Source organism: Faecalibacterium sp. BCRC 81149, assembly GCF_022750605.1.
GTDB classification, from domain to species: domain Bacteria; phylum Bacillota; class Clostridia; order Oscillospirales; family Ruminococcaceae; genus Faecalibacterium; species Faecalibacterium duncaniae.
Window position 1 is genome coordinate 39983 of the sequence record NZ_QXJA01000005.1, and the last position, 12693, is coordinate 52675.

A 12693-nucleotide genomic window follows, 5' to 3' on the forward strand; every position below is an offset into this window, starting at 1 on the left:
ATGGACTGCAACAACAGCGACCGCCGCCAGTGGCGGATGTAGGAAGCTGTTGTTGGGGCCGCGGCCAGCAGGATGCGAGTGCAATTGCACGAAGCAGACGCTGGGAGCCGCAACCCGTACTCACTTGCGTGGGGAATCACCGCCGGCCTGTGGTGGTTACTTTACACTTTCGAGGAACCGCACGAAACCGGCGCGGCCGGCTTCATCCAGCTTGTAGACACCGGCATCTGCCAGCACCTGCGCGAACACCTGGCCTACCTCATCCTGCAGGATCAGGTGGACGCTGTCGCTGTTCAGCTCAGGATGGCGGGCCAGGATCTCCTGTGCCCATGCGGCGTGCTTCTGCAGGGCTTCGGGGTACTGCTCGGCAGGCACCCGGGCCACCAGCATATCTGCCAGATCGAACAGTTCCTGCTTCAGGCGGCTGGGAAGGACTGCCAGACCCATGACCTCGATCAGGCCGATGTTCTCCTTTTTGATGTGGTGGAGCTTTGCGTGGGGATGGTAGACCCCCAGCGGGTGCTCCGGGGTGGTGATGTTGTTGCGCAGGACCAGATCCAGCTGATATCTGCCATCCCGCACCCGGGCAATGGGGGTGATGGTGTTGTGGGGCTCGCCGCCCGTCTCGGCAAAGATGAAGCTTGCCTCGTCGGTATAGCCGCGCCATGCGGTCAGGATCTTGTCTGCCAGCTCCACCAGACGCTCGTCATCCGCACAGGTCAGGCGGATGCAGCTCATGGGCCAGTGGACGATGCCGGCTTCCACATCCTCAAAGCCGGGGAACACCCAGCTCTTCTCGATGGAGGCCTTGGCCATGGCGAACTCGTAGTGACCGCCCTGGAAGTGGTCGTGGCTCAGGATGCTGCCGCCCACAATGGGCAGGTCGGCATTGCTGCCCACGAAATAGTGGGGGAACAGGCCCACGAAATCCAGCAGCTTGCGGAAGGTGGCCCGCTCGATCTTCATGGGGGTGTGCTGGCTGTTGAACACGATGCAGTGCTCGTTGTAGTAGACATAGGGGCTGTACTGCAGATTCCACGCGCTGCCGTTGATGGTCAGCGGGATGATGCGGTGGTTCTCACGGGCGGGGTGGTTCATCCGGCCTGCATAGCCCTCGTTCTCCACGCAGAGCTGGCACTTGGGGTAGGCGCTCTGGGGGGCCAGCTTGGCGGCGGCAATGGCCTTGGGGTCCTTTTCGGGCTTCGAGAGGTTGATGGTGATATCCAGATCGCCGTAGGGGGTCTTGGTGACCCACTTCACGTCCCGCTTGATGCGGTAGCGGCGGATGTAATCGGTATCCTGGCTGAATTCATAGAACCAGTCGGTGGCGGCCTGGGGGCCCTCGCTTTCGTACCGCTCCTCAAAGTTGGCGCGGACAATAGAGGGGCGCGGGGTCAGCACGCCCATCAGTTTGGTGTCAAACAGATCGCGGGCGGTGGAATTGTCCTCACACACGCCCCGGGCCACGGCATCGTCCACCAGCGTTTTCAGGATGCTCTCGAGGTCGGTGTAGCAGACATCTCCCTCAGGCTCGGCAAAGCTGTCCAGCTGCATGGTCATCAGCAGCTGATTGCGGATGTAGATCTCGTCATCGGGCAGGATGAGCCCGGTGTCCAGCCCATAGTTGACGAGCTGTTGAATGGCAGTAGAGATCACAGCACGGCACCTCCTTCCGGACGGATGGAGAGGATGTGGCACTTGCCTGCGCCCAGAATGGCCTCCATCTCAGCCTTGAAGGCATCCAGCTTCTCCAGCGGCACAAAGGCCTGCACGGTGCCGGCAAAGCCGCCGCCGTGAACGCGGACAGCGCCCGCGCCGTTCAGGAAATGCTTTGCGGCGGCAATGGTCACAGCCACTTCCTGATGCTCCTTGTACCCGGCAGGGATGACGTTCTGCAGGTATTCCCAGCTGCTGGTGCCGGATTCGTTGACCAGCTGCAGGAAGGTCTCAAAATCACCGGCGCGCAGGGCGTTTACCTGCCGGGCAACGCGCTGGTTGTCAGCGTAGACGTGGAAAGCCCGGAGCACAGCCCGGTCACCGCACTGTTTGCGGCATGCGGGCAGATTTGCAATAAAGGTCTCAAAGGGCACATCCCGCAGGACTTCGCCGCCGCAGACAGCGGCCACGGCGCGGCACTCGTTGGGAATGGCGGCGTACTCATCGGTCAGGTCGGCGTGGTCTGCACCGGAATCCAGGATGCAGAGGGCAAGGCCTGCCTGAGAAAAATCCACCTGCACTGGCTCCACATCGGGGTGGGCAGGATCGGCAAAGTCGATGGTGATAATGTTGCCCACGCTGGAGGCCATCTGATCCATCAGGCCGCAGGGCTTGCCAAAGTAGACGTTCTCTGCCCACTGGCCGATCTGCGCAATGGCGATGGGGGAGACCTTTTCGGCCATGAAGCGGTCGTTCAGGATGACACCGATCAGCACCTCAAAGGCGGCAGAGGACGAAACGCCGCTGCCCTTGGGCACATTGGAGGAGATGTACACGTCCAGGCCGGAGAGGGCAGCGCCACGCTCCTTGAAGGCCTCGCACTCGCCCCGCAGCAGGGCCATGGTGGTGTTTTCTTCCTCCTTGCGGGCAGCAAGGTCGCCAAGGTCGATGACACAGAGGTCATAGCCCTCGCTCTGCACACGCAGCTGGTTCAAGCCGTTGGGGGCAGCGGCAGCGATCATGTCAATGTTCACGCTGCCGGCCAGCACCCGGCCATGCTGGTGGTCGGTGTGGTTGCCGCCGATCTCGGTGCGGCCCGGGGCACTGTACAGTCCGGCCTCGGTGTGTGCACCAAAGGTAGCTTCCAGCCCGTCCAGCACTGCCGCATAGCGTGCGGCGTGGGCAGCGGTCTGCTCCGGCGAACAGCAGTAGAGGGAGGCCAGCCGGGCGGTATGGGTGCCGCCCGCCAGCTCCTGCTTCCAGACAGAAATAGGCTTCATCATGGCGCGTTCCTCCTTGTATAGGTGAATGATTCTTCAAAGGGCCAGGGCCCGTTCTTCTGATTCTATAATATCGGTTCTGTCGAGAAAAGACCATGTATTATTGTTGCATCTGGATGAAAGGTCAACGCAGTTCCGGCGGTCAGCTCCGGGGCGCGAAATCGCCGCCGGTGAGCCCGTCGAGGTTCAGCATCCCTTCCAGCGCGGCAATGTCGGTGGAAACATCCAGCGCATCGGAGGCAAACAGCTTGTCCAGCTGGTTTTCAAAGGCGGTGATGAGCAGATCCATGCTCCGCTCAATGCTCTGCTTTGCCTCAGTGATGTTGGTGCCCTGCACATCCTGTGCCGAAAGCTGGGCGTAGGTGTTCAGCAGCTTCAGCGCGGTGGGCAGGTAGTAATCCATAAATTTCTGCAGCTGGGCTTTTTTGTCCGGGTCCTTTTTTGCCAGTGCGAAGATGCGGGCGCTGACATCCTCCAGCCGGGAGATCTTGGCCGTCATCACCGGGTCGGGGATGGCATCGTTGGCCTGCCGGAGCTGGCGCTGCAGGGCGGCATACTGATCCTCGGGAGCCGGTGCGGGTGCGGGCTCGGCGGGTCTGGGCGGCTGGGGCGCAGCGCCCCGCACCACCAGCGTGCCGGTGCGGTTGTCGATATAGGCATCGGCCCCGAAATAGCCGTGGTCGATGGCGCGCTCCACGGCGGCGCGGCCCCTGTCGGCATCAATGCCCGCAGCTGCAAAGAGTTCGTCCAGCGGGATATTATCCCGGGTCCCAACGATCTTGTCCAGCTGGCGCTCCAGCTTGCGGGCCTGCTTCATCCGCAGGCCCATGGCCAGCGCAGCGCCGCCGCCAATGGTCTGGGCCAGCGCGGTCAGAAACTCGCCCCAGTCGAACCAGTAGCCCCACATGTCAATGATATCGGCAAGGCCTGCAAGGCCCACCACCAGAAAGATGCCGCCGAACACCGTGCAGAGGCTGGTCAGGGTCTTGTGCCACTTTTTGGCGTTCTGCTGCTCGGCAGTGGGCACATCGTGGCCATAGACTGGTTCAGTGTCCCGGGCCGGCTGACCGGCACCGGTGTCCTGGGGGCGGAAATCGCTGGAATATTCCGCGTTCTCCTGCTCCTTTTTCTCGGCATCCCGGTCGATGGCACGCAGGATGAAGAACAGGATGCCCAGCCAGGGTGACATGGCGAATACTACCAGCAGGGCAATGGTGGGAATGTGGGCAAGAAAATGTTTGCTGCGTCTGGGCTCCATGGGGCAGAATCCTCCTAAAATAAAAAAGCCGTGTTCCACTTTATTATAGCGGAGCACGGCCCTTTTGTTAAGGGGGTAATTTATTTGTGGGAAAGGGAATTACTTCATCAGGCTGCAAACGGCCTCGGCGTAAGCGGCGGGATCATCCACGGGCAGGCCCTCGATCAGCTGTGCCTGTGCATAGAGCAGGCTGCTGTATTTCTTGACCTTGTCGGTATCACCGGCCTCCTGTGCGGCCTTCAGCACGGCGAACACGGGATGGTTGATGTTCAGCTCCAGCACCTTGTCGCTCTTCACGCCCTCGCTGCCGGGCTGCTTGGAGAGCACCTTCTCCATCTCGATGGACAGGGGGCCGTCGGCACTCAGGCAGACAGGGTGATCCTTCAGGCGGGTGGAGACCTTGACCTCCTTGACCTTGCCGTCCAGTGCGTCCTTCATGGCATCGAACAGGGACTTGTTCTCGGCGGTGGCATCCTCAGCGGCCTTTTTCTCGTCCTCGGTCTCAAGGCCCAGATCGCCGCTGTTGACGTTCTTGAACTCCACGGTGCCGTCCTTGCCCTCGGCATCCTTGCGGGGGTAGCTGCGCATGATCTGCAGGCAGAACTCATCCACGTCCTCGGTCAGCAGCAGGACATCATAGCCCTTGTCCAGAACCAGCTCGGCGGCGGGGAGCTTTGCCAGACGATCGGTGGAATCACCGGCGGCAAAGTAGATGAACTTCTGCTCGGCAGGCATCTTGTCCACATACTCCTGCAGGGTGACCATCTTCTGCTCCTTGGCAGACCAGAACAGCAGCAGGTCGCGCAGCAGCTCAGCGTGCATCCCGTAATCAGAGTAAGCGCCGAACTTGATCTGGCGGCCGAATTCCTTCCAGAATGCCTCGTACTTTTCGCGGTCGTTGACCAGCATGGAGTGCAGCTCGTTCTTGATCTTCTTTTCCAGTGCGTTGTGGATCAGCTTGAGCTGGTTGTCCTTCTGCAGCATCTCACGGCTGATGTTCAGGCTCAGATCCTGGCTGTCCACAATGCCCTTGACGAAGCTGAAGTAATCGGGCAGCAGGTCTGCGCACTTTTCCATAATGAGCACGCCGGATGCGTACAGAGCCAGACCCTTCTCATACTCCTTGGTGTAGAAATCATAGGGGCGATGGCTGGGCACGAACAGCAGGGCGTTGTAGTTGGCGGTGCCCTCGGTGCGGCTCACGATGACACGGGCAGGGTCAGAGTAATCGTTGAACTTATCCTTGTAGAAGCTGGCGTATTCCTCATCGGTGACCTCGCTCTTCTGCTTCTTCCAGATGGGTACCATGCTGTTCAGGGTCTCAAGCTCGGTGTAGGTCTCCCACTCCGGCTTATAGTCCTCGGGCTTGGGATCGGGTTCGGGCTTCTGACGGCTCTTTTCCCGCTCCATCTGGATGGGATAGCGCACATAGTCGCTGTACTTTTTGACGATGGCCACGATGCCGTATTCATCGAGGAAGTTCTCGTAATTGTCGGTATCGGTGCTGTCCTTGATGTGCAGGATGATGTCAGTACCGGCGGTTTCCTTCTCAGCGGGGGTCAGCTCGTAGCCGTCAGCACCGCTGGACTCCCACTGCCAGGCCTCGTCCGCACCGTATGCCTTGGAGATGACGGTGACCTTGTCGGCGACCATGAAGGCGGAGTAGAAGCCCACGCCGAACTGACCGATGATGTCGATGTTCTCGTCCTTGTTGTCCTTCTTGAAGTCCAGAGAACCGGAGTGGGCGATGGTGCCCAGGTTCTGCTCCAGCTCTTCTTTGGTCATGCCGATGCCGTTATCGGAGACAGTCAGCAGGCGATTGTCCTTATCGCGGGTGAGCAGGATGCGGAAATCGCCCTTGTTCATGCCCACGGAAGGATCGGTCAGGCTCTTATAATAAAGTTTGTCGATGGCATCCGAAGCGTTGGAGATTAGCTCACGCAGGAAGATCTCCTTGTTGGTGTAGATGGAGTTGATCATCATGTCCATCAGTTTTTTGCTTTCAGCCTGAAATTCTTTCTTCGCCATAATACAAAACCTCTTTTGTACAGTATTCAGATCCGGCCCCTCGCAAAAGGAGCGGCAATGCAGAAGAAGCAGCCGATACTGCATCTTCTTAGCACTCATATCTTTCGAGTGCTAATATACACCGATGCGGGTCAAAAATCAAGGGGTTTCATAAAAAGTTCAGAAATGAACTGGAACAAAATGCCTTTTGTGCGTTGCTACAAAAAATTCATAAAGAAATAGTTGACCTTTCACAATTTTTAGCGTATACTGGTCAGCGGAAACAAACGAGGAAAGAGGAATATGTTATGGCAATGAAGCCGGAGATCTCCGTGAAGAACCTGCTGATGCAGGCATTCCTGACGGGCTGGGAACGCTCGGACAAGAGCATTTCGCAGGATGAATACTTACAGAGCGCCATTCAGGTCATCGAAGTGCTGCAGGTGGAACCTGAAAATGTCTACGCCGAGGAGGGCCTGGGCCTGACCGATGGCGATGAGGTGGATCATCTGGACGACCTGCTGCGGGCGGACGGCCAGTGGCTGTATTACGGCGTGGAGGAGGAGAACTTCTTCCTCATCCAGTGGTACCCGGACAAGGCTTCTGCCGAGGCCAAGCTGGCCGAGCTGGAAGCACTGGGCGACGGCAGGCAGTATCTGGTGGACCTGAGCCTGACCCGCGAAAATCCTTCGGCCGCTGAGAACTTCGGCAGCTCCAACCCGGTTCAGCTGCGGAGCTGAGCTGAGCGTTTCTGACAAAAAGAAAGGGAATTTTCCATGCAGCTTTCACAAACGGAACGGGAGCGCCTGTCCGCTATTCTGGAACAGTACGACCATCACCCCAAGGTGCAGGAAATGCGTGAGTTTATCCAGCACGGTGATGTGACCACCTACCAGCACTGCAAGAATGTGGTCGTGGTCAGCTGCTGGATCAACCACCGCTTCCATTTGGGAGCCGATGAGACCACGCTGGCCGTGGGGGCCTTCCTCCACGATTTCTATCTCTATGACTGGCACAAGCAGGGCTCTTTCCACGGCCTGCGGCATCTGTTTGAGATGCACGGCTTTTCCCACCCGGGGTCTGCCTGTGTGAACGCACAGCGGGTGTTCGGCATTACCAAAAAGGAGCAGAACGTCATTGCAAGCCACATGTGGCCCCTGACCTTCCGCCATATCCCGACCTGCCGCGAGGCGGTCATCGTCTGTCTGGCGGACAAATACTGCGCCATTGTGGAGAGCATGTTCCGCCGCACAAGGGTGGGCGCTGACGAAGAAGAGTGGTAAAGAAGCCGCCGCACTGTTCACATGAAAGAAAGCAAAAGACCAGAGTTGTAACGCCTTTTGGCGAAACAACTCTGGTCTTTTTTGCTGGGGCTTGTGCAACAGCCTCTTTGAAAAAGTGATCTTATTCTGCTCTCAGAGCCTTGACAGGGTCAGAGCGGGAAGCGGTTTTGGCAGGGATGAAGCCGCCCAGAATGGTCAGCACAGTTGCCAGCGCAACCAGCACCACAGCGGCCTTCCAGGGCAGAACGGCCACTACGCTGGTGCCGACGGCGATCTTCTGGATGAGCATGTTGCCCGGAATGAGCAGCAGTCTGCTGAGGCCGATGCCCATGAGGCCCGAGCACAGGCCGATGATGAAGGTCTCGGCGTTGAACACCTCGGAGATGTTCCGCTTGGAAGCACCGATGGCACGCAGGATGCCGATCTCCTTGCGGCGCTCCAGCACGCTGATATAGGTGATGATGCCGATCATAATGGAGGAGACCACCAGCGAGATGGAGACAAAGGCCACCAGCATGTTGGAGATCATGTTGATGATCCTGGTCACGGAGGTCATCAGGGTGCCCACCACATCAGTGTACTGGATCACCTTGTCTTCCGCGCCCTGCTCACGCATGGCGGCATTGTAGCTGTCCAGCACATTGAGGACCTTAGCCTTTTGCTCGAAGTCCAGCGGATAGATGTTGATCTGGCTGGGATCGTCCTCGCTGGCATAACCAAAGGCCTGCAGGTTGCTTTCATAGGTGGCGCTGGTGGACATCATTTTCGACTTCATCAGCTCCGCCAGATCGTCCTCGGTCATGTTGAACCGGATGGCATTCCGGAACGCATCTGCGTCGATCTTCAGCGCGCTTTCCATCTGGCTGCCCAGAGAGGAGAAGCGCTCGGTCATCTGGCTCTGCAGGTTCGTGCTGATCTGGCCCATGGCCTGCTCCATGGCAGCGCCCAGCTGGGCCTGCAATTCGGCGGCGATCTGTTCCGAGAAGTTTGCCATCACGCTGCCCATGACCTGCTGCATGGCGGCAGTAAACTGCTCCTGCAGGGCAGCGGTATCGATGAGGCTGCCCATGGAATCCTTCATCAGCTGCTGGAACTGGTCGCTGGCGAGATACTGGTCAAAACCGATCTTGTCCAGCCCCAGAATGCCGTTGCCGATGATGTAATCCTTGTAGCCGGTCATCACCTTCTGGGCCAGCTGCTGCATTTTGTCGGCGGGGATGGAAATGTCCATGTTGGCGAACACGTCCGTCAGGGCGCTCATGTCGATGTCGGGCGTTTCGGTCAGATCAAATTGGAAGCTGTCCGGGTCAATGAGGGAGGAAAAATCTACGGAACCATCACTCAGGTCGAACGCGCCGCTCAGGTCAAGATCCAGCTTGCCGGGGTCGAACTGGAAGGCGCTCTCGAGCTGGTCGGTGTCAATGGAGAAGAGGGAAGCCATGTCCACGGCAGCGGTCTGCCCGGTGCCGAAGGGCTCACCGTTCAGCACATTGGTCTGCGGGTCGGCGAGCTGGTCCTGCACCAGCCTGCTCTGGGCGGCGGTGTCCATGACGTGCCGGGTCAGGGAGGCGGGATAGGCGATGCCGGAAGAAAGCATGGCGGCGGAGGCGTTTTCCCTGGGCTGCACCACGCCCACGATGGTCATGGTCTCGCTGTTGGCCACAAGCTCCTGCAGGAAGGCCTTGTCGTCCGATTTGTCCACCCAGGTGCTGTGGGCATCGTCGTACTGGTAGCGGTCGGCCGCGTTGACCAGCTTGAAGGTGCGGCCCAGAAAATCGCTGTACCGGTAGGTCTTGAAATCTTCGGGCACATCCACATTCTGGTTCTGGGCGAACTGCTGGATCATCTTGTCCAGCTCGGCGTTGTCCCGCAGGCCCAGCGCGTAGAGGGCATAATCGGTGATGGAACCATCCGCACCCAGCACGGCAACGCATTCGTTGTAGCTTTCGGGCCAGCGGCCTGCCTTGACCTCGTACTGGGAATGATACAGTGCATCGCTGGCGGGCAGCTGGTAGAACACGCTGGTGTTCATCATGCTGGCCATCATGTTGTTGGTCGAGCTGGTGGAGCTGATGCCCAGAGCGGAAAGGGAGGAATCCGGGTTCACCTGCCGGATGCTGCCGTCCGGGTCCTGGCGGTAGATCTGGGGCTGGACATTATAGGAATACTCCACCGAGGAAACGCTCTCCCCGATGCTGCAGGCATCGCTCTCGAGGTAGGCTTTCAGGCTCTTCAGGTCGTTGGAGGTGATGCCGGAAACCATCTGGGTCACGAGCTGGCGCACCGGCACCATCCCTTTGCCGAGGTCGGGGGCGGCGGGCTGGCCGGGCAGGTCGGCGGACAGCAGGCTGGTCAGATCCATGCCGCTGCGCAGGATCTGCACCGGGTACTCGGAAAGGGTGTCCCGCTCCATATCGGCGATATACTGGTTGACACCGGTGGACAGGGAAATGATCAGCGCAATGCCGATGATGCCGATAGAGCCTGCAAAGGCCGTGAGCAGGGTGCGGGTCTTTTTGGTCCAGAGGTTGTTGAAGCTCAGGGTCAGCGAGGTCCACCACGACATGGAGGAGTGGCCCATGTTCTTGTGAACGGCAGGGGCAAGCTGAGCGGTGTCAGGTTTGTAGGGGGCGGTGTCGGAGCGGATGACACCATCCTTCAGGTTCACGATGCGGGTGGCGTACTGTTGGGCCAGCTCCGGGTTGTGGGTGACCATGACCACCAGCCGGTCCTTTGCCACCTCCTTGAGCAGCTCCATGACCTGGATGCTGGTCTCGCTGTCCAACGCGCCGGTGGGCTCGTCCGCCAGCAGGATATCCGGGTTGTTGACCAGCGCACGGGCAATGGCAACGCGCTGCATCTGGCCGCCGGACATCTCGCTGGGGTGCTTGTGCAGCTGATTGCCCAGCCCGACCTTCTGCAGCGCCTCGGTGGCGCGGCGCTTGCGCTCTGCGCCCGAGATGCCGGAAATGGTCAGGGCCAGCTCCACGTTGGCCAGAACGGTCTGATGGGGGATCAGGTTGTAGCTCTGGAACACAAAGCCGATGGTGTGGTTGCGGTAGGAGTCCCAATCGCGGTCGGTGTACTTTTTGGTGGAGATCCCGTTGATGACAAGGTCACCGCTGTCGTACCGGTCCAGCCCGCCGATGATGTTCAGCAGGGTGGTCTTACCGGAGCCGGAGGGGCCCAGGATGGCGACAAATTCGCTGTCGCGCAGATTCAGGCTGACATCATTCAGTGCGGTCTGTACAAGGTCACCGGTCTTGTATTCCTTGCGGATCTTTTTCAGTTGTAGCATAGGCAGGCCTTTCTTATGCGTGCCCGGCGGCGTGTGGGAAATGCCGGGCAAAAAACAAAATAACGTAGATATAGTATCAGATGAATGTGAACAAACCATTGCTTTTCGGGAAAGATGGTGTTATGCTGAAGAAGGTGAAAGAAACAAAAATCGACACTTTATGACGTAAATTACCAGAAATCAAGACGCAAAAAGCCGCCATTCCTGCACGGTTCGACGCATAGTGACGTTTTTTCGGGGATTGAATCTTTCCGCAGGGCCTTATAAAATAGTATCGTACAGTACGCACGGAAGAAAAGTGCGGCAATTTTAAGGCAAAGGGGAAGGTTGGATTGACGGAACGACTCGTTTCAAAGCTGCATGTCGCGCTTTTGAGCTACGACGAGCGGGAGATCCGCGTCCGGAAAAATTATCTGGAGGAGCAGAATCCTGCGATCTGCTGTGTCTGCTTCCACAGCGGCGAGGAGCTGCTGCGGGAGCTGCGCCAGCAGCGCAGTGTGGATATCGTGGTGCTTTCGAGCCAGCTGGAGGATATGGACGGGTATGAGTTCCTCAAGCGGCTCAACAGCCTGCATAACCGCCCGCTGCTGCTGTTGCAGGGGGATGACTGGTACAGCGATGCCACGGCATCGTTCCTGCGGCCGGACGGCAGGCAGTACCTGCCGGAGCGCAGCAGCCTGCTGGATCTGCTGCTGGATCTGCGCAGCTCTACGGACATCGGCATCTTCTGGGTGCTGCCGTTCTGCAAGCAGCTTTATGCGGAGTGGGGCATCCAGCAGCCGGATGTGAACTGTGAATATCTGACCACCGCGCTGCAGGTCGTATGCGGCACGGAGCGGAAGCTGGCCGTGCGCAAGGAGATCCTGCAGACTGTGGCCGAGGAACACCACACCACAGTTGCCGCCGTGGACTGCGGGATACGCCGCCTGATCGACGGGGTGGAAAAATACAACACCGAAGCCTGGCAGAAATTCAAGCAGGATTACGGCCTGATGGGGCATAGCGTTACCCTGGGCAAGCTGATCTATGCGGGCCGCCAAAAATTGATCGACAGCGGAACGCAGGGACGGAAGGCCGGACGATGAGAAAAAAGAGAGAGAACGGAATGGCAAAAGAGAGCGGGATGGGGGATTTCCCCCGCAAACAATTTGAGAGCGTGCTGCTGCACTCCCTGCGCATCATGGACCAGAACCGGGAATACCTGCAGATGCATCTGGCCCGGACCGGAGACGAAAGGACCCGGCAGGCGCTGGAGGATATGGGGCAGGAGAGCATCCGCCTGGAGCGCACCCTGCGGGAGATGATGGGCCTGCTGGAAGTGGAGATGAACGACAAGCCGTCCATGAAGCCGGTAGACCTGTGCTGGATCCTGATGGAGGCCGCCCAGATAGCCCCGGAGATCGAGAAGCAGCTGGGCATCCGGCTGACCGTGGATCACAGCCCGTTCCGGCGCTGCTATGTCAAGGCGGATGCCCAGGAGGCCGAGCAGCTGCTGTTTCATCTGCTTTCCAATGCCCTGCGGGCCGTAAGCCCCGGCGGGCAGATCAAGATCCGGCTCACCCGGGACGACGAGGATCTGTACCTGATCGTGGAGGACGACGGCTGCGGCCTGCCCACCGGTGAAAACTGGATGGAGAACCGCCGCCGGTTCCTGGGCGGTGTGCAGGCAGGGCTGCTGCTCTGCCGCCGCTACTGCGCCCACATGGGGTGGGTGCTTTCCCTCACGCCGCGCGGTGCCGGAAGCGGCACCCGGGCAGAGGTGCGCATCCCGCTGGCCGGAACGATGTTTCCCATTGAGGGCAGTGTGGAACTGCACACCATCCATCCGGCACTCACCACAGCTGATGGCCTGCGCTGGCAGATCCTGCGGGAGCTTGCTCTGTTGTCCGATAAAATGGAATGATATGATAT

At 59.1% G+C, this 12693-nt stretch carries 9 protein-coding genes; 4 read left to right on the top strand and 5 right to left on the bottom strand.

Annotated elements, in window-relative coordinates; translation table 11 throughout:
- Positions 1–156: 156 nt before the first annotated feature.
- The 4 genes from galT to htpG form a co-directional block, all read right to left on the bottom strand.
- Entirely contained in the window at positions 157–1656 is a 1500-nt protein-coding gene (galT, locus tag D3F01_RS07415) for a UDP-glucose--hexose-1-phosphate uridylyltransferase (RefSeq protein WP_242887516.1), read from the bottom strand.
- Positions 1653–2939 (bottom strand): galactokinase family protein, encoded by a 1287-nt coding sequence (locus D3F01_RS07420; protein ID WP_117533303.1) that lies wholly within the window; start codon positions 2937–2939, stop codon positions 1653–1655. Before D3F01_RS07420 ends, galT begins: the two co-directional genes overlap by 4 nt.
- A gap of 139 nt (positions 2940–3078) precedes the next feature.
- Positions 3079–4194: a 5-bromo-4-chloroindolyl phosphate hydrolysis family protein gene (locus D3F01_RS07425; protein WP_097770276.1), complete on the bottom strand. Its 1116-nt coding sequence runs from the start codon at positions 4192–4194 to the stop codon at positions 3079–3081.
- Positions 4195–4293: 99 nt separating this feature from the next.
- Positions 4294–6222 (bottom strand): molecular chaperone HtpG, encoded by a 1929-nt coding sequence (htpG, locus tag D3F01_RS07430; RefSeq protein WP_242887519.1) that lies wholly within the window; start codon positions 6220–6222, stop codon positions 4294–4296.
- Positions 6223–6509: 287 nt separating this feature from the next.
- On the opposite strand from htpG, the gene D3F01_RS07435 reads away from it, so the two are divergent.
- The gene (locus tag D3F01_RS07435; protein WP_035393585.1) at positions 6510–6941 is read left to right on the top strand and encodes a hypothetical protein; all 432 of its coding nucleotides are present in this window, start codon (positions 6510–6512) and stop codon (positions 6939–6941) included.
- 36 nt (positions 6942–6977) lie between these two features.
- Positions 6978–7484 (top strand): HD domain-containing protein, encoded by a 507-nt coding sequence (locus tag D3F01_RS07440; protein WP_005930482.1) that lies wholly within the window; start codon positions 6978–6980, stop codon positions 7482–7484.
- 121 nt (positions 7485–7605) lie between these two features.
- Here D3F01_RS07440 and D3F01_RS07445 read toward each other — a convergent pair whose 3' ends face one another.
- Entirely contained in the window at positions 7606–10782 is a 3177-nt protein-coding gene (locus D3F01_RS07445; protein WP_242887522.1) for an ABC transporter ATP-binding protein/permease, read from the bottom strand.
- A gap of 332 nt (positions 10783–11114) precedes the next feature.
- Between D3F01_RS07445 and D3F01_RS07450 the strand changes: the two genes are divergently transcribed.
- Together D3F01_RS07450 and D3F01_RS07455 are read left to right on the top strand one after the other, a co-directional pair.
- Positions 11115–11867: a response regulator gene (locus tag D3F01_RS07450; RefSeq protein ID WP_242887525.1), complete on the top strand. Its 753-nt coding sequence runs from the start codon at positions 11115–11117 to the stop codon at positions 11865–11867.
- Positions 11868–11887: 20 nt separating this feature from the next.
- Entirely contained in the window at positions 11888–12685 is a 798-nt protein-coding gene (locus D3F01_RS07455) for a HAMP domain-containing sensor histidine kinase (RefSeq protein ID WP_156070674.1), read from the top strand.
- The last annotated feature ends 8 nt before the right edge of the window (positions 12686–12693 follow it).

What these genes read in the sequence shown, in the direction of transcription:
- D3F01_RS07420 (WP_117533303.1), bottom strand. Translation starts at nt 2,939, where the DNA reads ATGATGAAGCCTATTTCTGTCTGGAAGCAGGAGCTGGCGGGCGGCACC.
- D3F01_RS07425 (WP_097770276.1), bottom strand. Translation starts at nt 4,194, where the DNA reads ATGGAGCCCAGACGCAGCAAACATTTTCTTGCCCACATTCCCACCATT.
- htpG (WP_242887519.1), bottom strand. Translation starts at nt 6,222, where the DNA reads ATGGCGAAGAAAGAATTTCAGGCTGAAAGCAAAAAACTGATGGACATG.
- D3F01_RS07435 (WP_035393585.1), top strand. Translation starts at nt 6,510, where the DNA reads ATGGCAATGAAGCCGGAGATCTCCGTGAAGAACCTGCTGATGCAGGCA.
- D3F01_RS07440 (WP_005930482.1), top strand. Translation starts at nt 6,978, where the DNA reads ATGCAGCTTTCACAAACGGAACGGGAGCGCCTGTCCGCTATTCTGGAA.
- D3F01_RS07445 (WP_242887522.1), bottom strand. Translation starts at nt 10,782, where the DNA reads ATGCTACAACTGAAAAAGATCCGCAAGGAATACAAGACCGGTGACCTT.
- D3F01_RS07455 (WP_156070674.1), top strand. Translation starts at nt 11,888, where the DNA reads ATGGCAAAAGAGAGCGGGATGGGGGATTTCCCCCGCAAACAATTTGAG.